Annotated in this window: 21 protein-coding genes and 1 other annotated feature; of the genes, 4 read left to right on the plus strand and 17 right to left on the minus strand. The window is 56.1% G+C overall.

Annotation, left to right across the window (positions count from 1 at the left end; translation table 11 throughout):
• Positions 1-47: 47 nt before the first annotated feature.
• From QLG07_RS10915 to tal, 8 genes are all read right to left on the minus strand, one after another.
• A complete protein-coding gene (locus QLG07_RS10915; protein WP_282469202.1) occupies positions 48-1403 on the minus strand; it encodes a hypothetical protein in 1356 nt (451 codons plus the stop codon).
• 264 nt (positions 1404-1667) lie between these two features.
• Entirely contained in the window at positions 1668-2564 is an 897-nt protein-coding gene (gene nhaR, locus QLG07_RS10920) for a transcriptional activator NhaR (protein ID WP_133624573.1), read from the minus strand.
• Between the two features lie 15 nt (positions 2565-2579).
• On the minus strand, positions 2580-3761 hold the full coding sequence (nhaA, locus tag QLG07_RS10925) for a Na+/H+ antiporter NhaA (RefSeq protein ID WP_133624575.1): 1182 nt from the start codon (positions 3759-3761) through the stop codon (positions 2580-2582).
• A gap of 166 nt (positions 3762-3927) precedes the next feature.
• Positions 3928-5067 carry a molecular chaperone DnaJ gene (gene dnaJ / locus QLG07_RS10930; RefSeq protein WP_048914790.1) on the minus strand — a complete coding sequence of 380 codons (1140 nt, stop codon included), beginning with the start codon at positions 5065-5067 and terminating at the stop codon, positions 3928-3930.
• A gap of 108 nt (positions 5068-5175) precedes the next feature.
• Entirely contained in the window at positions 5176-7089 is a 1914-nt protein-coding gene (dnaK, locus tag QLG07_RS10935; RefSeq protein ID WP_048914789.1) for a molecular chaperone DnaK, read from the minus strand.
• 239 nt (positions 7090-7328) lie between these two features.
• On the minus strand, positions 7329-8630 hold the full coding sequence (locus tag QLG07_RS10940; RefSeq protein ID WP_282469203.1) for an MFS transporter: 1302 nt from the start codon (positions 8628-8630) through the stop codon (positions 7329-7331).
• A gap of 127 nt (positions 8631-8757) precedes the next feature.
• Complete coding sequence (mog, locus tag QLG07_RS10945; RefSeq protein WP_048914787.1) at positions 8758-9345, minus strand: molybdopterin adenylyltransferase; 588 nt, start codon at positions 9343-9345, stop codon at positions 8758-8760.
• A 166-nt stretch (positions 9346-9511) separates the two neighbouring features.
• Positions 9512-10465, minus strand: coding sequence for a transaldolase (tal, locus tag QLG07_RS10950; protein WP_133624581.1), 954 nt, complete (start codon positions 10463-10465; stop codon positions 9512-9514).
• Between the two features lie 291 nt (positions 10466-10756).
• Here tal and yaaA point away from each other — a divergent pair, with 291 nt between their 5' ends.
• Positions 10757-11533, plus strand: a complete 777-nt coding sequence (yaaA, locus tag QLG07_RS10955; RefSeq protein WP_282469204.1) for a peroxide stress protein YaaA — start codon at positions 10757-10759, stop codon at positions 11531-11533.
• A gap of 181 nt (positions 11534-11714) precedes the next feature.
• On the opposite strand, the gene thrC is transcribed toward yaaA, so the two are convergent.
• The 4 genes from thrC to QLG07_RS10975 form a co-directional block, all read right to left on the minus strand.
• Positions 11715-13001 carry a threonine synthase gene (gene thrC / locus QLG07_RS10960; protein ID WP_282469205.1) on the minus strand — a complete coding sequence of 429 codons (1287 nt, stop codon included), beginning with the start codon at positions 12999-13001 and terminating at the stop codon, positions 11715-11717.
• 3 nt (positions 13002-13004) lie between these two features.
• A complete protein-coding gene (thrB, locus tag QLG07_RS10965) occupies positions 13005-13934 on the minus strand; it encodes a homoserine kinase (protein ID WP_048914783.1) in 930 nt (309 codons plus the stop codon).
• Positions 13935-13936: 2 nt separating this feature from the next.
• Positions 13937-16399, minus strand: coding sequence for a bifunctional aspartate kinase/homoserine dehydrogenase I (gene thrA / locus QLG07_RS10970; protein ID WP_048914782.1), 2463 nt, complete (start codon positions 16397-16399; stop codon positions 13937-13939).
• Between the two features lie 25 nt (positions 16400-16424).
• Positions 16425-16546 (minus strand) — a sequence feature (Thr leader region).
• A 187-nt stretch (positions 16547-16733) separates the two neighbouring features.
• A complete protein-coding gene (locus tag QLG07_RS10975) occupies positions 16734-17438 on the minus strand; it encodes a tRNA/rRNA methyltransferase (protein ID WP_062820895.1) in 705 nt (234 codons plus the stop codon).
• A gap of 619 nt (positions 17439-18057) precedes the next feature.
• On the opposite strand from QLG07_RS10975, the gene arcA reads away from it, so the two are divergent.
• The gene (gene arcA, locus QLG07_RS10980) at positions 18058-18774 is read left to right on the plus strand and encodes a two-component system response regulator ArcA (protein ID WP_048914780.1); all 717 of its coding nucleotides are present in this window, start codon (positions 18058-18060) and stop codon (positions 18772-18774) included.
• 221 nt (positions 18775-18995) lie between these two features.
• On the opposite strand, the gene creA is transcribed toward arcA, so the two are convergent.
• Complete coding sequence (gene creA / locus QLG07_RS10985) at positions 18996-19472, minus strand: protein CreA (protein WP_133624587.1); 477 nt, start codon at positions 19470-19472, stop codon at positions 18996-18998.
• A gap of 206 nt (positions 19473-19678) precedes the next feature.
• On the opposite strand from creA, the gene robA reads away from it, so the two are divergent.
• Complete coding sequence (robA, locus tag QLG07_RS10990; protein ID WP_048914778.1) at positions 19679-20557, plus strand: MDR efflux pump AcrAB transcriptional activator RobA; 879 nt, start codon at positions 19679-19681, stop codon at positions 20555-20557.
• Positions 20558-20613: 56 nt separating this feature from the next.
• Here the strand turns inward: robA and gpmB are convergent, their stop codons facing one another.
• Entirely contained in the window at positions 20614-21261 is a 648-nt protein-coding gene (gene gpmB / locus QLG07_RS10995) for a 2,3-diphosphoglycerate-dependent phosphoglycerate mutase GpmB (RefSeq protein WP_282469206.1), read from the minus strand.
• A gap of 50 nt (positions 21262-21311) precedes the next feature.
• On the opposite strand from gpmB, the gene yjjX reads away from it, so the two are divergent.
• A complete protein-coding gene (gene yjjX, locus QLG07_RS11000; protein WP_048914776.1) occupies positions 21312-21857 on the plus strand; it encodes an inosine/xanthosine triphosphatase in 546 nt (181 codons plus the stop codon).
• Here yjjX and trpR read toward each other — a convergent pair.
• From trpR to QLG07_RS11015, 3 genes are all read right to left on the minus strand, one after another.
• Complete coding sequence (gene trpR, locus QLG07_RS11005; RefSeq protein WP_048914775.1) at positions 21843-22175, minus strand: trp operon repressor; 333 nt, start codon at positions 22173-22175, stop codon at positions 21843-21845. The genes yjjX and trpR overlap by 15 nt on opposite strands.
• A 93-nt stretch (positions 22176-22268) precedes the next feature.
• A complete protein-coding gene (gene sltY / locus QLG07_RS11010; RefSeq protein ID WP_099753898.1) occupies positions 22269-24191 on the minus strand; it encodes a murein transglycosylase in 1923 nt (640 codons plus the stop codon).
• Positions 24192-24646: 455 nt separating this feature from the next.
• A partial coding sequence (locus tag QLG07_RS11015; protein WP_282469207.1) for a hypothetical protein occupies positions 24647-24930 on the minus strand: 284 nt, incomplete at its 5' end.

Consider the following 24930-nt stretch of genomic DNA (forward strand, 5'->3'; position numbering starts at 1 on the left):
GAAACCGGCCTGGCCGGTTTTTTTATGCCCAAAATTTGGCAAACCGCTCAGGAATCCCAAATCGCGCCATAGGCCGCCACCCTGCGCGCCTCACAGCCCCCGACAACATAGTCCGTCAGCTTACGATTAGCGATGCAGATCACCGCCTCCGCCCCGCTCTCTTCTACCTTCTGTAACGCCAACTGCAGCAAATCAGGTTTACCGTGTGCATCGGTATCCCAGATCAGCACGTCGGGCTGAAGGCGAATGATTTCATCCACAAAACTGTCGCCGTAGGTCAGACGCGGATTACGCGTCGACCAGATTAAGCGCCGGGGTTTGCCTGGCGCCATCAGATGCGGCAGCAGCGGGCCAATGCCGCTGCCGGTGGCAACGTACACCACTGAGTGAAAAATTTTTCCTACGCTGCCCACGCCCGGCGTCGGCAAACCTTTAAACCACACGTGATCCGGCGGCGAGTCGATAAAGCGCCCGGTCCAGTCACCGGCGCGCGAGATCAGCATGCGGCAGCCCGACCCGCTGCCGAGGGGAATGTTGGCAAAGGCGTGCCACTCATCCAGCGGCGCCCGACTAATCGCAAATGACGAGCCGGGGAAAGGATCCCGCGGCAGCGAGAAAGTGACGATGGCCGCGTGCGATGAAGGGCGCTCAACCTGCACCGCAACTTTACGCAGGCGCAGCCAGGGCAGGATGATGCTGGCGGTGATGGTCAGCAGTGCCCAGAATGCGGGTGTTTCAATCAACGCCTGCCATGACCACTGCCCGCCGTGGCAGTCGCGAATAAAGCAGGTTACCTGTAGCCATGACAGCAGCAGGGCCAGCCAGCCAACGTAGCGGTGGGCATGCTCAAACAGATTATGGTAGCGCGCACGCACAGCCGGCAGCGCCAGAATCACAATGGTCAGCAGCAGCGCGGCCAGCATCGCCGTGACCGTCAGCAGCATCAGGGAAACATTGGGCAGCGCGTGGCAGTGATGGTAATAGACCGCCGCGCTGAAAACCATTAGCCACAGGCAGGCAAACAGTGCACAGCCGGAGTGCAGACCGCCAAAATGATACACTTTCGCCAGCTGCCTGCGTACTGATAAGGGCCAGTGCAGCGGGGTATGCCAGACCAGGCGAAATAAAAAGTTGATGATATATTGCTGACGAATAAGCACCGCCACCGTCAGATTAATAATAACCATGTTGCCGATTTCAATCAGATGAATGCCTTTTTCTGACCACCAGTGCCCACCTGTTAATCCATAACTGAACAGACTGAGGTTCACCAGCGCGACCAGCAGGAACAAATACTGATAGTGGCTGAGCACTAGCCGACGACTTTTGTGGCTGGCTGGCGCGGGAATGGGGAGCAGCGCCGCGCTGCCCGCTTCTGGCAGCGTATTGTTGGTCTCTTCCAAGGCGACTCTCCCGAACGCATCCCTCGGCAGAAACAGCGTTCCGACGGGAATGTCATTCAAATATAGTGAAAAATAAACCTGAGCAGGTTCAGTTAACTTCACGTAACAGAGTATTCAAGGATGATAGCGCGGTAAATAGCCGGGATTAATTTGAGAATTTCGCTATTATTTATCCGCAGAAAAGCCGCCTGATTCCAGTAATTAATGGCAGTGAAATAAAAGAGCAGGCTTATTATTAGCGAAGGAGTGATTGCCGCCTGAATATTAATCGGGCTGGGTAAAAAGCTGAGAAAAATCTTTATTGCAGATACGCTGCACCGCCGGATGCTGGATCATCCGCTCGGCAAAAATAACATGATACTCTTCCATTACCGTATCAAGCCGCCCCAGTTCAACAATTCCCTCGTGCTGAAAACTCTCCTGCCCGTACAGCGTTGGCGCAACAAAAATCGCCCGGTTCGCCGCGCCAAAGGCTTTCATCAGGGCGGCATCGTCAAACTCGCCGAGGATATCCACCTCCAGCCCCTGCGTTTGAAACCAGTTGAGCAGCTTGCGGCCGAGCATTGAACGCCGCCCGGGGATCAGCAGCTTGCGCGTGCTGAGGCAGTGCGGAAATGCCGTTTCCGGCAGCGGCGCGTGGCACCAGAAGCTGACGCTGCACTCGCCGAGTTTTACCGAGAACAGCCCTTCCTGCTGCGAGGAGTCGACCGGGCAGTCGGAGAGGATCATATCCAGCTTATGCTGGCTGAGCTGCTCCAGCAGCAGTTCATGGGTCGATTCAAAACAGCGCAGATGGATCGGCTCTTCCGCCACCACCGCCGTTTCCAGCACTTTACTCACCAGCCGCTTGGAGAGCGCATCCGCCACGCCCACGTCGAACAGCAGGTTAGCTTCCTTGCGGTAGTTGACGATATCCAGCATCTCATGGCTAAGCGTAAACATGCGGTCAGCATAGCGAAACACCAGCTGGCCCAGCTCCGACGGCACCAGCCCCCGCCCCTGGCGCTTGAACAGCTTACCCTGCAGGCGCTCTTCCAGCGTTTTTAGCTGGCCGGTGACGGTCTGCGAAGTGAGGTTGAGAACCTCCGCCGCGCCCGCCACCGAGCCGGTTTTACACACCTGCCAGAAATAGTAGAGGTGGTTGTAGTTCATCTGCGCCATAGCTGGGGCAAACCGTTAAGCGTGCTTCTGCGGGGCTGGGCGCAGTTTGAAGTACAGCAGCACATAGCCCAGTACCGCCGACAGCACCGACCCGCTAAGGATGCCCAGCTTGGCCAGCGTCACCATCTCTTCATGTGCGGCGTCAAACGCCAGCGAGGCGATAAAGATCGACATGGTAAAGCCAATCCCACACAGCACACCCACCGCGGCAATATCCACCATCTTGGTATTTTCCGGCAGCGCCGCAATTTTTAACTTCACCGACAGCCAGCAAATCAGCGTGATCCCCAGCGGCTTACCGACCAGCAGACCAAGGATAATCCCCAGCGGTACCATCGAGAACAGGCCGTCAATGGAGACGCCAGTCAGTGAAACACCGGCATTAGCAAAGGCGAACAGCGGCAGGATCAGCCAGCTGACCCACGGGTGCAGGCCGTGTTCCAGCTCGATAGAGGGTGAATGCCCATCCTGCTTTTTCAGCGGGATTAACAGCCCGACAATCACACCGGCCAGCGTAGCGTGCACACCCGACTTCAGCACCGCCACCCACAGCACCATGCCGACCAGCAGATATACCGAAGTTTTCCGCACGCCGCACAGGTTGAGTATCACCAGCACCGCGATCGACGCCGCCGCGACACCGAGTGAGACCAGCGATAAATCGTGGGTATAGAAGAAGGCGATAATCACAATGGCACCAAGGTCATCGATCACCGCCAGCGCCATCAGGAACATTTTCAGCGCCGGAGGTACGCGGCTGCCCAGCAGGGCGAGGATACCCAGCGCGAAAGCGATATCCGTCGCGGCCGGGATTGCCCAACCGTGGATCGCCAGCTCATCGCTGTGGTTCAGCGCCGCATAAATCAACCCTGGGGCTACCATGCCGCCCAGGGCGGCAATCAGCGGGAACATCGCTTTCTCACGCCCTTTCAGCGAGCCCATCAACAGCTCGCGCTTCACTTCCAGACCGATCATCAGGAAGAACAGCGCCATCAGGGCATCGTTGATCCACAGCAGCAGGTCTTTATTGATGTCCAGCGCGCCGAAGCGGAACTGCACCGGCATGGCCAGAATGGCCTGGTAAGCCTGCTGCGTGCTGGCGTTATTGGCGAGAAACATCGCCACTGCCGCAGCGACGATCAGCACCACGCCGCCGGTGGCGTCATTTTTTAACAGTTTTTTGAGAAAGAGGTTCATTACAGACTCCGCTGAATATCCAGATGTTGTCAATCAGATAGCGGATAGCATACGCCGTTAAACCGCTCGAAAAAAACAGTTTATACAGCGCGAAAGGTTCGGTATTTACGAGGATTAAGGGGTAAGGGCCGATCTTTTTATATCGATCGGCCCTGAGGCTGGCAGATTAGCGGGTTAAATCGTCGAAGAATTTCTTCACGCCGTCGAAGAAACTTTTAGAACGCGGGCTGTTATGTTCGCCGGAAGGACCGCCAAAGCTCTCTTCCAGTTCACGCAGCAGCGCTTTCTGTTTCTCGTTCAGGCTGACCGGGGTTTCGACCACCACGCGGCACAGCAGGTCACCCTGAGCACCACCGCGCACCGATTTCACACCTTTACCACGCATGCGGAACAGCTTGCCGGTCTGCGTTTCCGCAGGCACCTTCAGCTTGACGCGGCCATCAAGGGTCGGCACTTCAATTTCACCGCCCAGCGCGGCCATCACAAAGTTGATTGGCACTTCGCAATACAGGTTGTTCTCTTCACGTTCGAAGATGTTGTGCTTACGCACCTGCACCTGAACGTAGAGATCGCCCGCTGGCGCACCCTGCTCACCCGCTTCGCCTTCGCCGGTCAGGCGGATGCGGTCGCCGGTATCAACACCGGCCGGGATTTTCACCGACAGGGTTTTCGACTTCTCAACCCGGCCATGACCGTGGCAGGCGTTGCACGGATCTTTAATCACCGAACCGCGACCGTGACAGGTTGGACACGCCTGCTGAACGGTAAAGAAGCCCTGGCGCATCTGCACCTGGCCTGCCCCGTGACAGGTCTGGCAGGTTTGCGGTTTCGTCCCCGCTTTCGCGCCGCTACCGTGGCAAACGTCACACTCTTCCAGGGTTGGAATGCGGATCTCTTTGGTCACGCCGCGTACCGCTTCTTCCAGCGACAGCTCCATGTTGTAGCGTAAATCAGCACCGCGAGCGGCGCGCTGCTGACGGCGGCCTCCGCCAAAGATATCGCCGAATACGTCGCCAAAGATATCGCTGAAGTCAGCACCGCCGCCGCCGCCAAAGCCGCCGCCGTAGCCACCGCCACCACCCTGTTCAAAGGCTGCATGGCCGTACTGATCGTAAGCCGCACGTTTCTGCGCATCGGTCAGAATTTCGTAGGCTTCTTTTACCTCTTTAAACTGCTCTTCGGCACCTTCGCCCTGGTTGCGGTCAGGGTGGAATTTCATTGCCAGGCGTTTGTAAGCCTTTTTGATCTCACGCTCATCCGCAGATTTGGATACGCCTAAAACCTCGTAATAGTCTCTTTTCGCCATTGTTGTTGTTCCTGCCCTTAACATGCGTGCACGGGCGTAGGATTTCTCCGACGCCCGTGCTGGTTATCATCGGTGGCAATGACTGCCACCGTGCCCGCTCAAGGGCGATTATTTTTTGTTGTCTTTCACTTCTTCGAATTCAGCGTCGACAACATCATCGTCTTTCTTCGCACCGTCGGTGGCATCAGCTGCGCCGCCAGCGGCCTGCTGCTGCTGGGCGAACTCCATCAGCTTGCCGGACACTTCCATCAGAGCCTGCATTTTGGCTTCGATTTCCGCTTTGTCCTCGCCTTTCAGCGCGGTGTTCAGCTCAGCCAGTGCGGCTTCGATTGGCGCTTTGTCGTCTGCTGGCAGTTTGTCGCCCGCTTCGTCCAGCTGCTTACGCGTGCTGTGCGAGACCTGGTCACCCTGGTTACGGGTCTGTACCAGCTCTTCGAACTTACGGTCAGACTCAGCGTTAGCTTCGGCATCACGCACCATTTTTTCGATCTCTTCGTCATTCAGACCGGAAGAGGCTTTGATGGTAATCTTCTGCTCTTTACCGCTATTTTTGTCTTTTGCAGACACGTGCAGAATACCGTCAGCATCGATGTCGAAGGTGACTTCGATCTGTGGCATACCGCGCGGCGCCGCCTGAATACCGTCGAGGTTGAACTGGCCCAGCGATTTGTTATCCGCTGCACGCTTACGCTCACCCTGCACCACGTGAATGGTTACCGCAGACTGGTTGTCTTCAGCGGTAGAGAACACCTGGCTGTGCTTGGTTGGGATGGTGGTGTTCTTAGCGATCAGTGAAGTCATCACGCCGCCCATGGTTTCGATACCCAGCGACAGCGGGGTAACGTCCAGCAGCAGAACGTCTTTCACTTCACCGGCCAGCACGCCGCCCTGAACCGCAGCACCTACAGCAACCGCTTCGTCCGGGTTAACGTCTTTACGTGGCTCTTTACCAAAGAACTCAGCAACCTTCGCCTGCACCATTGGCATGCGCGTCTGACCACCGACCAGGATCACGTCGTTGATGTCAGAAACCGACAGGCCAGCATCCTGCAGAGCGACTTTCAGCGGCTCGATAGAGCGTGCAACCAGGTCTTCTACCAGTGATTCCAGCTTCGCACGGGTCACTTTGATGTTCAGGTGCTTAGGACCTGTTGCATCAGCAGTGATGTACGGCAGGTTCACGTCGGTCTGCTGTGCAGAAGAGAGCTCAATTTTCGCTTTCTCTGCGGCTTCTTTCAGACGCTGCATTGCCAGCGGATCGTTGTGCAGATCGATGCCCTGATCTTTCTTAAATTCAGCCACCAGATAGTTGATCATACGGCTGTCGAAGTCTTCACCACCCAGGTGGGTATCACCGTTGGTTGCCAGAACTTCGAAGGTTTTTTCGCCGTCAACTTCGTCGATTTCGATAATAGAGATATCGAAAGTACCACCACCCAGGTCATATACCGCGATAGTGCGGTTGCCCTGACCTTTATCCAGACCGTAGGCCAGTGCCGCAGCGGTTGGTTCGTTGATGATACGTTTTACTTCCAGACCGGCGATACGACCGGCATCTTTCGTTGCCTGACGCTGCGCATCGTTGAAGTAAGCCGGTACAGTGATAACCGCTTCAGTCACTGGCTCGCCCAGGTAATCTTCCGCCGTTTTCTTCATTTTCTTCAGCACTTCAGCAGAGATCTGCGGAGGTGCAACACGCTGGCCTTTCACGTCAAGCCATGCGTCGCCATTATCAGCGCCGACGATTTTGAACGGCATGATTTTAATATCACGCTGTACTTCTTCGTCCTGGAAGCGACGGCCAATCAGGCGCTTAATCGCAAACAGGGTATTCTGCGGGTTAGTCACCGCCTGACGTTTAGCAGGCTGACCGACCAGTGTTTCACCATCCTGAGTGTAAGCGATGATCGATGGCGTAGTGCGATCGCCTTCTGCATTCTCCAGTACACGCGCTTTGCCGCCATCCATGATAGCTACACAAGAGTTAGTTGTGCCCAGGTCAATACCAATAATCTTACCCATTGAAACGTCTCCCACTTAAATTCATGTCAAATCAGGTTATGAACCAATAAATGCGGGCATTTTTTACAGTTTCAACTGCTCGCCCTGCGCTTTTTTTCCAGGTCCGTAGCCTCGGATGCCAAATAAGATGGGGCCGCGCAGCGCGGCATCAAGGGGGGAAGGTAAAAAAATTTTCACTTTGCCGCAAAAAAGTGGGCCAGCTGAAGCTGACCCACTTTTTGACGCGATTGGGAGAGTTACTAAATACTGACCTGTTTTAACAGCGATTGTCTGCCGGCATCGCGCTGCAGCCAGCAGCCGACCAGCACGCCAATCACCGCCAGCAGCAGAACGTAGTATGCCGGGGCCATTGGCGTCAGCTTCATCATCAGCGTCAGCGCGATCGGCGTCAGGCCGCCAAAAATGGCGTAGGCGATATTGTAAGAGAAGGAGATGCCGGTAAACCGCACCTCTGCCGGAAAGGCGCGCACCATCACAAAGGGCACCACGCCCACCACGCCAACGCACAGCCCGGCCAGCGCATAGGCGCTAAACAGATAAGCCGGTGCCGTGGCCGCGACGTGGAAAAAGGTATAGCTGGTCGCGGCCATCAGCACACTGCCGACAATCAGCGTTACGCCGGCCCCAATGCGATCGACCAGCGCCCCGGCAATGATGCAGCCAAAGATCAGCATCACGGTGGCAACGCTGTTGGCCTGCAGCGTCAGCGCCGCGGGCAGGCCGTGCAGTTTCTGCAGCAGCGCGGGGGCCATCAGCAATACCACCACAATACAGGCCGACAGTAGCCACGTGAGCAGCATCGAGACCACCACGCCATGCGTGTGGCGCAGCACCACCGTTTTCAACGGCAGCTCGCTCGACAGCGCTTTGCGCTGCTGCATCCGGGTAAACACCGGCGTTTCATGCAGCCAGCGGCGCAGATACATCGCCAGCAGTCCAAACCCGCCGCCCAGCAGGAATGGGATGCGCCAGCCGGTATCATGGATGCTTTGCTGGCTCATGGTCGTGGTAATCAGCGTTGCCACCAGCGAACCCAGTAAGATGCCGAAGGTCAGCCCGGCGGTCAGCGTGCCGCAGGCGAAGCCGATGCGTTTTTCCGGCACGTGTTCGGCAACGAACACCCAGGCGCCCGGCACTTCTCCGCCTATCGCCGCCCCCTGCAATACGCGCAGCAGCAGCAGTAACAGCGGTGCAGTAATGCCAATAGCGTCATAAGTCGGCAGCAGGCCCATGGCCAGCGTCGGCAGGGCCATCAGTAAAATGCTCAGGCTGAACATCTTCTTGCGCCCTTTACTGTCGCCAAAATGCGCCATGATAAGCCCGCCCAGCGGGCGCGCCAGATAACCGGCGGCAAAGATGCCAAAGGTTTGCAGCTGGCGCAGCCACTCGGGAATATCCGCGGGGAAGAACAGCTCGCCGATGACCGCAGCGAAGAAGACGAAGATGATAAAGTCGTAGAACTCCAGCGCGCCACCAAGGGCAGCCAGCGCCAGAGTTTTGTAATCCTGTCGGTTAAGACGGCGTGCGTGATCGGTCTGCATATGTTGTCAGGATGGCCCAGAGTCAGAAGAAAACAGTATCGTTGCCGCTGTAAAGCTGAGCTTACTATACCGTCAATTTTCTGCCACAGCAGCGAGCACTGGATCTTATGCCTGAAAAAATGAATTTTTAGCTATTTGTCTCGCGTCGGGCGCTTTTCGGGCGAAATGCTGCTACCACCTGCGGGTCCGTCTCGATATATGGCCCTTCCAGCAGCTGGATGCAGTAAGGCACGCTGGCAAAAATTCCGTGGACCAGGCTATTACCCTGCTCATCTTTCAATCCTTCCAGCGTCTCGGTAATTGACTTCGGCTGGCCCGGCAGGTTGATGACCAGCGACTGCTTGCGGATCACGCCAACCTGACGCGACAGGATGGCGGTCGGGACAAAGTTCAGGCTAATCTGGCGCATCTGCTCGCCAAAGCCCGGCATCTCACGGTCGGCAATCGCCAGCGTCGCGTCCGGCGTCACATCGCGCCGCGCCGGGCCGGTGCCGCCGGTGGTGAGCACCAGATGACAGAACAGCTCATCGACCAGTTCACAGATCGCCTGCTCAATCATCGGCTGCTCATCGGGCACCAGACGTTTTTCAATTTCAAACGACGTGGTCAACGCCTTCCCCAGCCACGCTTCCAGCGCCGGTAAGCCCTGATCCTGATAGATGCCATTAGCGGCACGATCGGAAACGGAGATCAGGCCAATGCGTAGTGTATTCATAGGTTTTTGCCGTGAGATAAAGGGAGATTGAAGCAAGGATAAACCATAGCAAAGCAGGATGTATAGCAAGGGGGGAGAGATTAGAATTCAGGAATAGCCAAAACAATGGGAACTGTAGCAAGGCGGCAAATGCGCTCACCCCGCTACAGTTTAAGACTGCGGGCTATTACAGCAGGTCAGCAATCATCTTATCGAGCTTGCCCTGGTCGATGGCAAAGTTACGGATGCCTTCAGCCAGTTTCTGGACCGCCATTGGGTCCTGGTTGTGCTGCCACAGGAACTCGGACTCTGTCATTTTAGCCGGGCGCGCTTTCACTTCGCCCTGGTAAGAGAGCTTACGCTCCAGAGTGCCTTCGGTTTCAGACAGCTCTTTCAGCAGGCCCGGAGAGATAGTCAGGCGGTCGCAGCCGGCCAGTTCGATGATTTCGCCCACGTTACGGAAGCTGGCGCCCATCACCACGGTCTCGTAACCGTGCTGCTTGTAGTATTCGTAGATTTCAGTCACGGAAATCACGCCTGGATCTTCGTTCGGTGCGTACTCTTTCTTATCGGTGTTCGCCTTGTACCAGTCGAGGATACGGCCAACAAACGGGGAGATCAGGAACACGCCAGCTTCAGCACAAGCACGCGCCTGAGCGAAGGAGAACAGCAGCGTCAGGTTACAGTTGATGCCCTCTTTTTCCAGCTGCTCAGCGGCACGGATGCCCTGCCAGGTGGAAGCCAGCTTGATCAGGATGCGGTCATTGCTGATGCCGGCATCGTTATACAGTTTGATCAGGCTATGCGCTTTAGCGATGCTGCCTTCGGTGTCGTAAGAGAGGCGCGCATCAACTTCGGTAGAGATACGGCCAGGGACCAGCTTGAGGATTTCCAGACCGATGTTCACAGCCAGCTTGTCGGCAGCGTAGGAGATCTGCTCTTCTTTGTCACTGGTCTGCTCACGCGCCCAGCTCACCGCTTCGTCGATCAGCTTACGGTATTCCGGGATCTGTGCAGCGCTGAGGATCAGAGAAGGGTTAGTGGTGGCATCCTGAGGTTTGTAGAGTTTCATCGCCGCAATGTCGCCGGTATCAGCAACAACGGTAGTGAGTTGACGCAGGGAAGATAATTTGTCCGTCATAGTTGTCATTCTCATCAAAGTTGATTTGTCAGGGTGTTGAAAATGTCTGTCCCGGATGATAGCACGCGCACCCCGCCATGCAAGCAGTGCCGTTCCCCGTAACACAGCAGGAGAATGCCAGCGCACAAAATCACATTTTTCCCTGCATGCTCTGCGGGCAACAGCGGCCAGATTCGGTGATAAACCTTCACCAATAGCAGCGATTCGTCACGCGAAGGCGCTTTTTTGCTAACATAGCTGCACACTGTTATCCGAAACCAGAGCGACTAAAAATTTTAAAAGGACGCGCGCATGTTGATGGTAATTTCTCCGGCCAAAACGCTGGATTTTGAAAGTCCGCTGGCGACCAAACGCTATACTCAGCCCGCGCTGCTGGATGAGTCACAAAAGCTGATTAACGTCGCCCGTAAGCTCTCCCCTGCCGATATCGGTTCGCTGATGCATATCAGCGATAAACTGGCCGTACTGAATGCCGAGCGCTTCAACGACTGGCAGCCGGATTTCACCCCGGACAACGCCCGCCAGGCGATCCTCGCGTTTAAAGGCGATGTCTATACCGGCCTGCAGGCCGAAACCTTCAGCGAGAAGCAGTTCGATTTTGCCCAGCAGCATCTGCGCATGCTCTCCGGCTTATACGGCCTGCTGCGCCCGCTCGACCTGATGATGCCGTACCGCCTGGAAATGGGGATTAAACTGGCGAATCCGGTCGGTAAGGATCTCTACAGCTTCTGGGGCGACAAGCTTACTGAAGCGCTGAACGCTGCGCTGGCGGAACAGGGCGATAACGTGCTGATTAATCTTGCCTCGGATGAGTATTTCAAAGCGGTGAAGCCGAAACTGCTGAACGGCGAGATTATCAAACCGGTATTTTTAGATGAGAAGAACGGCAAATTTAAGGTGATCAGCTTCTACGCCAAGAAAGCGCGTGGCCTGATGAGCCGCTATATCATTGAGAATAAACTGAGTAAACCGGCACAGCTGAAGACGTTCGATGTCGATGGCTACTTCTTTGATGCGGATGCCAGCAAGGGCAACGAGCTGGTGTTTAAACGTCACGAAGCCGTTTGAGCGCAGGGGCGCCCCTGAGGGTTCCCCAGAAATGACTGCTATCGCTAAACGTCTGTTAACCGGTCTGAGCTCATCCCCCCGTTAGCATCGTGCTGGCTGCGGGTTTTAAACCGCTACGCTGAAGCTTTGGGTGCCAGGAGGGAGGGCTGACCGCAATAAGGGCCAGCCCCTGTGCATCAGGTTACTTTTTCAGTAAAAAAGCACGCAGATCGGCAAAGTCCGCTTTCATATTTTGCGACAGCAGTTCCATGTCGGCGCGTTCGGCCAGGGCTTCCGGCAGCGGCAGCTGCTGCTCGAGGATCGCTTCCACGCTCTCCTTAAACTTCGCCGGATGCGCGGTGCCGAGGAACAGACCGAACTCCCCTTCCTGCAGCTGATCGCGCAGCAGGCGATAAGCGATCGCCGCGTGTGGCTCAGACAGGTAACCGATATCCGCCAGCTCGCGCATGGTGGCTTTGGTTGTCTCATCACTGACGGCACCGTAGCCAAGATCCTGCAAGCGCCAGGTTTTGCGGCGGAAAATCTCTTCCACGCGCGGCCAGTTGTTTGGCTGCGACACATCCATCGCGTTCGACAGCGTGGCAACCGTCACGTTTGGCGTCCACTCACCCTTTTCCAGGAAGCGCGGCACGGTATCGTTGGCATTGGTGGCGGCGATAAAGCGCTTCACCGGCAGGCCGAGCGATTTCGCCAGCAGGCCCGCGGTCAGGTCGCCGAAGTTACCGCTTGGCACTGAGATGACCAGCTGATTACGCTTCTCCTGAGGCAGCTGTGCGACCGCCTCGAAGTAGTAGCAGATCTGCGCCAGCAGGCGGCTGATGTTGATCGAATTCGCCGAGTTCAAGCCAATGGCTTTTTTCAGCTCTTCATCGTCAAACGCCTGTTTCACCAGGGCCTGGCAGGCATCAAAATCGCCGTCGATGGCAATCGTTTCAATATTGCCACCGAGGGTGCAGAACAGCTTCTCCTGCAGCGGGCTGATTTTGCCCTGCGGGTAGAGGATCACCACGCGCACGTTATCCATGCCGTAGAAGGCATGGGCAACCGCTGCACCGGTGTCGCCGGAGGTGGCGGTCAGAATAGTGATCTGCTCATCGGCATCGCTAACGTAGGCGAGCATCTGCGCCATAAAGCGGCCGCCGAAGTCTTTAAATGCCAGCGTCGGGCCGTGGAACAGCTCCAGCGCCGAGATATCCTCAGTCACTTTCACCACCGGAGCCGGGAAGGTAAACGCCGTTTTCAGGCGCTCGTTCAGCTGGTGCGGGGCAATTTCATCGCCGATAAAAGCCGAGAGAATTTTGCTGCTGCGGGTCACGAAATCCATCTCGAGCATCTCATCGATGTCGGTCAGTTCGAACTCAGGCAGCTCCAGTGGAAAGAACAGGCCCTGCTGTGTGCCCAGCCCCTGCTTCACCGCTTGTGCGAAGCTCACCTGCTCGTTGTGATCCTTAAGATTGTACAGTTTCATGCGTTATCCCAGTTTACGTGCGCCTGCCGTGTCTAAACGGCAAATATGGACGAAGCCTTCATCATTTTGCAGATAGTGCTGACGCAGCCACTCTGCCATGCGTTGTGCGGTATCCGGCTGGTTGCACACGGCAAACAGCGTCGGGCCGGAGCCGGAAATACCGCAGGCCAGCGCACCGATATCGGCGGCGGCCTGGCGAGCTTGTGCGAAGCCCGGTAACAATTTGGTGCGGTACGGTTCAGCAATCACATCCTGCATCAGCTTCGCGGCCAGCAACGGCTGCTGCGTATGGCAGGCGTGGATAAAACCGCCGAGATAGCGACCGTGGCGAATAATCTCCTCTTTGCGATACTGCGCAGGCAGGATCGCACGGGCTTCGGCGGTAGAAACCTTAATCCCCGGATAGGCCATTACCCACAGCCAGTCACTAAAGCCTGGCACCTGCTGGCTGATGATGCCGTTCTCTTCCAGCATCAGCTGCATGCCGCCGAGGAAGCAAGGCGCCACGTTATCATAGTGAACGCTGCCGGAAATACGCCCTTCTAACTCGCCCATCAGCGCCAGCAGCTCCGTGTCGTTCAGCGGTTTGCCGCAGTGTTCGTTCATCGCCATCAGGCCCGCCACCACCGAGCAGGCGCTGGAGCCAAGGCCGGAACCAATCGGCATGTTTTTTTCCAGCGTCATCTTCACCGGTACGCGCTTGCCGATCGCCTCACAGAAGCGGTCCCAGCACTGATAAACAATATTCTCTTTGGGGTCGGCAGGCAGTTTGCTGACAAAGCTGCCTTCGTTGTGCAGGCTGAACTCGCTGGCCGCTTCCACGGTCACGCAGTCCCCCAGCAGGGTGCCATCAACCGGCGACACCGCAGCCCCGAGCACGTCAAAACCGACGCTGACATTGCCAATTGAGGCAGGGGCATGAATTTTAACCATGATTAAACTCCCAACTTCCACGACAGAGTACGTAACAGATCGGCAAACACCCCTGCCGCGGTCACATCATTACCGGCGCCATAACCGCGCAGCACCAGTGGGATTGGCTGATAATAGCGGCTGTAGAAGGCCAGCGCGTTTTCACCGTTTTTCACTTTATACAGCGGATCGTTGCCGTCAACCGCATCGATCTTCACTTTACAGATGCCGCCCTCTTCAATAGCACCGACAAAGCGCAGCACTTTCCCTGCATCGCGGGCGCTGGCGACTTTTGCCGCCATGCTGTCATCCAGCTCCGGCAGGCGCGCCATAAACGCTTCCACATCGGCAATCGCGGTCAGTTCTGGCGGCAGCAGCGCTTCAATCTCAATGTCGCTCAGCTCCAGCTGATGCCCCGCTTCGCGTGCGAGGATCAGCAGCTTACGCGCCACGTCGAGGCCGGAGAGATCTTCACGCGGATCCGGCTCGGTAAAGCCCATCTCACGCGCCATTTTCGTCGCGTCAGAGAGCGATACGCCCTCATCCAGCTTGCCGAAAATAAACGACAGCGAGCCAGAAAGAATACCCGAGAAGCTGATCAGCTCATCGCCGGCATTCAGCAGATTTTGCAGGTTCTCAATCACCGGCAGACCGGCACCGACGTTGGTGTCATAGAGGAACTTACGGCGCGATTTTGCCGCCGCCGCACGCATCTGCTGATAGTAATTCCAGCTTGAGGTGTTGGCCTTTTTATTCGGCGTCACCACGTGGAAACCGTCGGCGAGAAAGTCAGCGTACTGGTCGGCGACCTGCTGGCTGGAGGTACAGTCGACAATCACCGGATTCAGCAGGTGATACTCTTTCACCAGACGATTCAGACGGCCCAGATCAAACGGCTCCTTCGCCGCCTTCAGCTGCTCCTGCCAGTTCTCCAGCGGAATGCCGTGCACGTTGGTCAGCAGCGCGCGTGAATTGGCGATACCGCAGACGCGCAGGTCAATATGCTTGTTCTTCAGCCAGCTCTGCTGACGATGTAGCTGGTCGATTAGCGCAGCACCCACGCCACCCACGCCGATAACGAACACTTCAATCACCTGATCGGTAGCAAACAGCATCTGATGCACCACGCGCACGCCAGTGGTTGCTTCGTCATTATTCACCACCACCGAAATGGAGCGCTCGGAGGAGCCCTGTGCAATCGCCACAATATTGATATTGGCGCGCGCCAGCGCGGAGAAGAACTTGGCAGAGATGCCGCGCAGCGTGCGCATGCCGTCACCCACCACCGAGATCACCGCCAGATGCTCCATCACGTCCAGCGGCTCCAGCAGGCCATCTTTCAGCTCCAGATAGAACTCATCTTCCAGCACGCGGCGCGCACGCGCCAGCTCGCTCTGCGACACGCAGAAGCTGATGCTGTATTCGGACGACGACTGGGTGATCAGCACCACCGAGATCCCGCTGCGCGACATTGCCGCAAACACGCGTGCCGCCATGCCGACCATGCCCTTCATTCCCGGGCCAGAAACGTTGAACATCGCCATATTATTCAGGTTGGTGATGCCTTTCACCGGGTTATCTTCATCACTACCGTCGCCGCCGATCAGCGTGCCGGGGGCCTGTGGGTTGGCGGTATTTTTGATCAGGCAGGGGATTTGAAACTGGGCAATAGGTGAGATAGTGCGCGGGTGCAGCACTTTGGCGCCGAAGTAGGAGAGCTCCATCGCCTCCTGATAAGACATTGATTTTAACAGACGGGCGTCCGGTACCTGGCGCGGATCGCAGGTATACACGCCGTCAACGTCGGTCCAGATCTCACAGCAGTCCGCACGCAGGCAGGCAGCCAGCACGGCGGCTGAGTAGTCAGAACCGTTACGGCCCAGCACCACCAGCTCACCGCGTTCGTTACCGGCCGTAAAGCCCGCCATCAGCACCATATTGCTGGCCGGGATCAGGCGTGCGGCGATGCGGCGGGTGGATTCGGCAATATCAACGGTGGATTCCAGGTAGTGGCCGACGGCCAGCAGCTGCTCAACCGGGTTAATCACGCTGACGCCATAACCGCGCGCCTGCAGCAACCCTTCCATGATGGCGATAGAGAGCTTTTCACCGCGACAGATGATGGCTGCATTGACGCTGTCCGGGCACTGACCCAGCAGCGCGATACCGTGCAGCACCTGCTTAAGCTGGGCAAACTCCTGGTCGACTACCGCTTTCAGCTTGTCGCCGTTAAAGCCAGGCTGGGCTTCAGCCAGCCCCTGCAGCAGTTCGGCAAAAATACGCTCGGCATCAGTGATGTTCGGCGTGGCGTCCTGGCCGCTGATGGTTTTCTCAATCATTGCCACCAGGTGATTGGTAATCTTCGCTGGCGCGGACAATACGGTAGCGACCTGTCCCTGCTTTGCATTGCTTTCCAGAATGTCAGCCACACGCAGAAAACGTTCCGCATTGGCTACCGAGGTTCCACCGAATTTCAGCACTCGCATGTTCAAGCTCTCCTGAATTTTTGCCGAAAAAAAAGCCCGCACTGGTTAGGTGCGGGCTTTTTTTTGATTTTTCCTGTATGCGTCAGCCCGCACCGTTACCTGTGGTAATGGTGGTGGTAATAATGATTGTGGTAATCAGGCTGTGTTTACGCATTTTGGATTTATTCTGTCTGTAAAATCTGTCGGCCTTCAGAAGTAAAGCAAACGGTCGGCCAAGTCAATTTTTTTATCAAACGGCACTTTTCGCGCCGCGATGCCCGCTCAGCCTTTTTCCCTTCGTCGCCGATCTGTTCTGTTACGCAGAGAAAAAAAGGCAGTAAAACGCGCTAATTTTTTACTTTTTGCCAGCGTTTTTATCTATAAGTTTTTTTTCTACGTCATGCAGCAGTCGGTGCAGCATAGCGGTATCGCGCTGCTGCAGCAGGCCCAGCCGCTGCTGCATCCAGTCCGCCAGCTTTTCGTCTGCGGCCACGTCCAGCTGATGCAGCAGATTCTCAGCACGCTGGCGCAGTGCATCCAGCTGTGGCACTTCTGCCGCAGCGGCCGTTTGCGCACTTACCTGGCGCAGCGCAGAGAGCTGATAGCAGTAAACCATCACCGCCTGGCCCAGATTCAGTGACGGGTAGTCAGCCGCCATCGGGATGCCGGTCAGCAGGTCAACCTGTGCCAGCTCCTCGTTGGTCAGCCCGCTGTCCTCGCGGCCAAACACCAGCGCGGCGCTGTTGACCCACTGCTGCTTCTCTTCCAGTACTGTCTGTACCTGCTGCGGCGTCGCGTAATAGCGGAACTTCGCCCGTGCGCGGGCGGTCGTCGCAATGCTGAAGTCGATATCCGCCAGCGCCGCGCTTAGCGATCCCCACTGGGTGGCATTTTCCAGAATCTCGCCCGCGCCGTGGGCCACCCGTTTTGCTGCCGGGTCGAGATGCGCCTGGCTGTCGACGATGCGTAATTCGCTAAACCCCATGGTTTTCATGGCGCGGGCGGCAGCACCCACATTTTCAGCACGCGCAGGGGCAACCAGGATCAGAGGAAAACGCATAGATATCCCAATATAGAAAAATGACGGCGCCTACTTTGCCATGCCCGCCCTTAAAAATCCAAACGGCATTAATTAACAGTAAAGCAACGCTATTTCTCGCCGATTTAAATTCGTTGGATGCAGTGTTATACTCATTCTTTATTGATTAACCTATAAAATTGGTTTTTTCACAGACAAAAACATTATCTATCAATCAATTAACATTTGTTAAAAACAACGTAAACCTGCTGTTAACTATTCACGCTAAAAGGTGACCTTCTATACGGGTTTGTGAGCTAAGCTGGCAATCTGGGAAGAGTTTTTCACAAAAGTGTTAACGTGCTACAATTGGTTTGATATAAGTCAACTAAGCGTTGTTTTGTTGCGTAATGGTTGTTGCCTTTGCTGTTATGTTGCTGTTAATGCAGTTAGGATATACACCGTTTTGAGCACTGCCGGGGCATGCAGGATTCATCCTAATGGCTGCGCTACATATGTTGTTGACGGTAATGGATGGTGTATCAAGAACATAATTCTGTACTGCTGTTGTTATGCTTCTGGCTCTGAACACTGGGTTTTGCCAGCGCCAACAGCGGTATGCCCTGTTTCGATATTGTTGGCAATTTTAGGTAGCGAACACATGCAGACCCCGCACATACTTATCGTTGAAGACGAATTAGTCACTCGTAATACGCTCAAAAGTATTTTTGAAGCCGAAGGCTACATGGTTTATGAAGCTACAGACGGCGCTGAAATGCACCAGATCCTGACTGAAAACGACGTCAATCTGGTGATTATGGACATCAACCTGCCGGGTAAAAATGGCCTGTTGCTGGCGCGTGAGCTGCGCGAGCAGGCCAATGTTGCCCTGATGTTCCTCACCGGTCGCGATAATGAGGTGGACAAGATCCTCGGCCTTGAAATCGGTGCAGATGATTACATCACCAAACCGTTCAATCCGCGTGAATTAACCATTCGCGCACGCAACCTGCTGTCACGCACCATGAACCTGGCGGCAGTGAGTGAAGAACGTAAGCTGGTTGAAGCCTACCGCTTTAACGGCTGGGAGCTGGATATTAACAGCCGTTCACTGGTCAGCCCACAGGGCGAGCAGTACAAGCTGCCGCGCAGCGAATTCCGCGCCATGCTGCACTTCTGCGAAAACCCTGGCAAGATCCAGACCCGTGCCGATCTGCTGAAGAAAATGACCGGCCGCGAGCTGAAACCGCACGACCGTACCGTCGACGTGACGATTCGCCGCATCCGTAAGCATTTCGAATCGACTCCGGACACCCCGGAAATCATCGCCACCATCCACGGCGAAGGTTACCGCTTCTGCGGCGATTTGCAGGATTAATAATCGGCGGACCGAAAAAAAGGTCCGCCCCTACTGTGACTTGTAACTTAACATTCGGCTGTAGGGGTCGACCTTCTTTTCCGGTCGACCCGTATCAAAGGTCCGGTCGACCCGTATCAAAGGTCCGGTCGACCCGTATCAAAGGTCCGCTCGACCCGCGTCAAACGTCCGATCGACCCTGTCAAATGTCCGCTCGACCCGCGTCAATCCCGTCAGGTACGTTATTTATTTCCCCACGGTATAATCGGCACCGCGCTAAGTGCATTCTTAGGCGAACCGTCGACAACCTTGTCTGAATAGCTCAGGTAGACCAGCGCGTTGCGCTTCCGATCGTAAAAACGCACAACTTGCAGCTTCTTGAAAATAAGCGATGTCCGCTGACGGAATACCACCTCCCCTTCCGCTTTGCCTTTGGCAATCTTATCGCTGATCTCTACTGGGCCAACCTGCTGACAGGAGATGGCGGCATCAGAGGTATCCTCAGCCAAACCCAGCCCCCCTTTGATTCCGCCGGTTTTTGCCCGGCTGATATAGCAGGTCACATTTTTCACATCAGGGTCATCAAAGGCTTCGACCACTATTTTATGATCGGGACCGAATATCTTAAAAACGGTGTCCACAGAACCCACCTGTTCAGCCTGTGCGGCCCAGGATGTGGCTATCACTGACGCGGCTACTAACACTTTTTTAATTGTCATCACGTTACCATTTCAAAGAAAATAGATGCCATTGTAAGTTAACTTAAACGCAAACGCCTACCTATAACTATTTCTTGATTTGTCGTTAACCTGCAGTGATTAAGCGGATTCTTACCGCTAAAATTCAACACCTTGCTTTGCAATTAATGCTAATATTCGTCGGCTTTGCTTATCTGCACCAACACTGAGTAATATGAGGACGATTTATGGACCAAGCCGGTATCATTCGAGATTTGCTTGTCTGGCTGGAGAGCCACCTGGACCAACCGTTATCGCTGGATAACGTGGCGGCGAAGGCAGGATATTCAAAATGGCATCTGCAAAGAATGTTTAAGGACGTCACCGGTCATGCGATTGGCGCTTATATTCGCGCCCGCCGCCTGTCAAAAGCGGCAGTGGCACTACGCCTGACCAGCCGGCCAATTCTGGACATCGCTTTACAGTATCGTTTTGATTCCCAGCAGACCTTCACCCGGGCCTTCAAGAAACAGTTTACCCAGACCCCTGCCTGGTATCGCCGGATATCAGACTGGAATGCCTATGGCCTGCGGCCTCCTATTCGCCTTGGCGATAGCAAACTGCCTGAACCTACGTGGGTCAGTTTGCCGGAAACCGAGCTGATAGGGCAAACCCAAAGCTACACCTGCACTCTGGAACAGATTTCTCGCTTTCGCGATGAGATGCGCCTGCATTTCTGGCGCCAGTTCCTGACTGAGACCGATACGGTTCCGCCGGTGCTGTATGGCCTGCACCAGTCGCGACCGAGTGCGGAAAAAGATGATGAGCAGGAGATCCTGTATACCACCGCCGTGACGTCCGATCAGATGTCCAGCCAGCTTCATGCCACTCAGCGGGTGATGTTGGAAGGCGGGGATTACGTACAGTTTACCTATGAAGGGCCGCGTAGCGGTCTTCAGGAGTTTGTCCTGCAAATCTACGGAACCTGTATGCCGACACTGAAACTGACACGTCGCCACGGTCAGGATATTGAGCGTTTCTACACCCACGGCGGTAAGAAGCGCGCTGAACCTCCGGTCGATATTCGCTGTGAATATCTGATCCCGATCCGTCACAATCAGGATTAAGCAGACAGATGTCAAAAGGGCCGCTCACTGCGGCCCTGTTTATCTCAGGCATTCCATTAGCGCTGCAGTTCGTCGAGTGACGTCTGTTCAAGATGCGCCACATCCCCGGCCGTTTCCACCACCCAGCCAGAAGCCAGCCACGCGCTCTGTTGATGATCAACCCGCGAGAGGGAACAGTTGCGCAGGCGCAGACGGCGTTCTGCATTCGCTGGCAGCCCCAGAATGGTGCTCAGCAGCACGCCCAGCGCCATGCCGTGGCTGACAATCAGCGGACGGCTCCCCTCGGGCAGTTCGAGGCAGGCATTGAGCGCCTGATGCATGCGCGCCGCCATTTCGCTCATCGACTCCCCTTGCGGGATGCGGCCATTGACGGTGCCATCCACCAGCGTTTTGCGCCAGCCCTCTTCCTCTGCGCTGAGTGAATCCAGCTGGCGCTGTTCCAGCAAGCCCATATTCAGCTCACGCAGGCGTGGGTCGAGTGTCACTTCACAACCGCAGGCATCGGCAATGATCTCGGCGGTACGGCGGGTACGGCCCAGATCGCTGGCGATCACATGGGTAATTCCGAGCTGCTTCACTCGCTCCCCCACCTGATGAGCCTGCTGCTCTCCTTTTTCAGTCAGCGCGCTGTCTGACTGGCCCTGAATGCGACGAGCCGCATTCCATAGCGTTTCTCCGTGGCGAACAAGATAGACCTGTAACATGCTTTTTTCCGTTATACTGCGACAAATTTGCGTAGAGGGTTCAAACAATTATGTACCATGTTGTCGCTGCTACCATCAATCCCGCCAAAATTAAGGCAATTTCTCAAGCGTTCAGCGATATATTTGGCGAGGGATCCTGCCATATTGAAGGTGTCGAGGTCGATAGCGGCGTGGCCGCACAGCCGATCACAAACACAGAAACGCGAACTGGCGCACGTCAGCGCGTGATGAATGCCCGCCAGGTCAGACCAGAAGCCGACTTTTGGGTTGCGATTGAAGCCGGTATTGAAGATGACAGCGCCTTCGCGTGGATGGTGATAGAAAACCATAAGCTGCGTGGTGAATCACGCTCTGCCAGCTTCACCCTGCCGGCGATTGTGATGAAGGGCATTCACGCCGGGCGCGAGCTGGGTGATGAGATGGCGCGCCTGACCGGTGTTGAGAATATTAAGCACAAAGGTGGTGCTATCGGGGCGTTTACCGCAGGCCATCTGACGCGCACCAGCGTTTACCATCAGGCGCTGATCCTCGCGCTGTGCCCGTTCCATAACGACATCTATCAGCGCAAAGCCGATGATGGCTCAGACCTTATCTGAGCCATTTAGCAGCTGCGCCTCCAGCCACTGCTTCAGGGCTGGCGGCGCACTTTTCAGGCTGTTCGAGCCACGGGTAATCGTGGCAATCCCCGCACCCAGCTCATTCTTCAGCTCACGCTGGCTCATCTTGCCGCGCATCAGCTCTTCAATAATCCGTAGCCGGGTTCCCAGCGCTTCACGCTCGTCCGGGGTCAGCATCAGCTGCAGCAGCGGCAGATGCAGCTCACCCTGATAGGCGCGCTGTAGCAGCGTGACAAAGCGCAGCCAGTCTTCATTGGCTGGCTCTGCGGTAACGGGAATGGGTGCGTGTTCGTTCATGATATGCCGCCATACTATTTAACTAGTACAGAAGCATACCATCATCGCCTGCATACTTGAAGCTACAGCTGTGTCGGCTGCGCACAATCAAATTTAGTAACGCTGCTGCCACTCGCTGTCGGCAAACAGCTTATCGGACTTATTCAGGAAGTGGCGGTAGTAAGCGTCATACGCCAGCACGTTCTTCACGTAGCCACGGGTTTCTGAAAACGGGATCGTCTCCACAAACGCCACCACGTCAATGCGCCCGGCGCTGTTGCCCTGCCAGGTGCGCACCCGCGACGGACCCGCGTTGTACGCCGCCGAGGCAAAGATACGGTTCTGACCAAACTGCTGATAGACCGATTCCAGATACTGCGTACCAATCTGGATATTGGTTTCCGCATCCAGCAGCTGGCTGCTGTTGCTGTAGCCCGGAATAGCGAATTTAGTCACGGTGTGCTGCGCCGTGGCGGGCATCACCTGCATCAGGCCCGCGGCGCCCACCGGGGATCGCGCTTTCGGGTTCCAGGCGCTCTCCTGACGGGCGATCGCCATGGCATAGCTGATCGGGATGCTCTTACCGCTGATATTGCGTTCAAACTGCGGCTGCCAGGCGATGGGGAAACGCTCCTGCAGGCTGTTCCACAGTTTGCCGGTGATCGTTGCCTGCACGCTGAGATCCCACCAGTTCTGCTGACGCGCGTAGCTGGCCAGCATCTGCTGCTGCGAGGTGGTACGGCTGGAGACCAGGTAGCTCCACTCGCTGCGCGCCAGGTTATCCATCCCCCAGTACATCAGCTCGCGCACGCGGGCAATCTCAGGGCCGCTGGTCAGGCTGCTGTCGACCGCCGGAGCCGTATCAACCTGCAGCGGATAGTCCACGCCCAGCTTTTGCGCAGCGGCCATCGGGTAGAAGCCGCGCTCCTGCATCAGCTTGCGCAGAATGCCTTGCGCTTCATCCTTGCGCCCCTGCTCCAGCAGCAGGTCGGCCTGCCAGTACTGCCACTCGTCTTTCTCTTTCGCTTCCACCGGCAGACGGGCGATCCAGGTATTCATACCGCGGCGATCGTTATTGCCCAGCGACATGCGCACCCGCCGCTCAATCAGCGACGTTGAATCGCTGCGCATCACCACATCGTCGCGCCAGCGCGCCTGTTCGCTGGTGATATCGTTGCCCATCAGACGCCAGGCCACCGTCTCTTTCAGTTCCTGCGCCTGCTGTTCGTCGAGCTTTTGCAGCTGCACCAGCGTCGGGATCATCTGGCGCGCATTTTCCACATCGCTGCGCGCCACGCTGGCAAAGGCAATCACCGTGGCCTGGCGGGTAAAGTCGGTCGGCCCCACGCTGCGCGCGAAGTTCTCAATGGTGCCCGGATTGTTTTGCAGATCCATCACCGCATTGGCAATGGTCTGATAATCCTGCGGCAGCTGCTTAGCAAGGAAATTCACCAGACTGCCGTTACCCGCCTTCATCGCCAGGCGGATGCGCTCCAGCGTGGTGATCGGGTTTTGCTGTCCGGCCTGCTGCCAGACGGTAAACAGCTTATCGCAGGTAGCAGGCAGCGAGGTTCCGGTCAGCCAAATCGACTTCGCCCCCTCCCAGGCCACCTGCTGCTCGCCGGTTGCCCATTTGGCGTAATACCAGTTGCAGCGCGCCGCAACCGGCTTCGGCGCCTGCGGGCTGAACACCAGCAGCCCGCGCCAGTCTTCGCGGCGGGCCAGTTCATTAACAAAGCGTGAGGAGAGCGAGCGCACCGGCGGCAGCGTCGGGTAACGTTGGATAAATGCGTTCACCGCCAGCCCGGTCTCCTGATCGAGGTTCTGCGCCAGCTGACGATACTCCAGATAGGGATAGAGTGGATAATCGCGCAGCGTCGGCATCAGCTGGTCGACGGTATCCATCTGCTTGCTGTCCCACGCCTGCTTGATTTGCAGGTAGCGGGTACGCTGTTCATCCAGTGAATCCGCCCAGGCACTGCCGGTGGCTGCCGTTAAGCACGCCGCTACTACCCATAACTGCCACTTGTCCGCCATGACTTTCCCCACGTTACCGCCTTAATTATCCTGAACCGCGAAATGTATCCCCTTCATGCTAACCAGGTGCGGCCCAACGTGCCATGAACTGAACAAATATTTACGGAATGACACCCCCACTCCTCTGTAGGGGGCGATCCTCTTTTTCGACCATTCCGCTTTGTAGGGGTCGATCCTCTTTTTCGATCGACCCGGCATTGCAAACACGGGGCGACCAAAAAAAGCGGTCGCCCCCTACGCCATTTTTTCGCTCGGCACGCTCGCATTCCTTTGTAGGGGTCGATCCTCTTTTTCGATCGACCCGGCATTGAAGACACGGGGCGACCAAAAAAAGCGGTCGCCCCCTACGCCATTTTTTTTGCTCGGCACGTTCGCATTCCATTGTAGGGGTCGATCATCTTTTTCGATCGACCCGGCATTGCAAACTCGGGGCGACCAAAAAAAGCGGTCGCCCCCTACGCCATTTTTTTGCTCGGCACGCTCGCATTCCATTGTAGGGGTCGATCATCTTTTTCGATCGACCCGGCATTGAAGACACGGGGCGACCAAAAAAAGCGGTCGCCCCCTACGCCATTTTTTTTGCTCGGCACGCTCGCATTCCATTGTAGGGGTCGATCATCTTTTTCGATCGACCCGGCATTGAAGACACGGGGCGACCAAAAAAAGCGGTCGCCCCCTACGCCATTTTTTTTGCTCGGCACGCTCGCATTCCATTGTAGGGGTCGATCATCTTTTTCGA

The sequence above is a fragment of the Erwinia sp. V90_4 genome (assembly GCF_029967685.1).
In the GTDB taxonomy this organism is placed as follows: Bacteria; Pseudomonadota; Gammaproteobacteria; order Enterobacterales; family Enterobacteriaceae; genus Erwinia; species Erwinia aphidicola.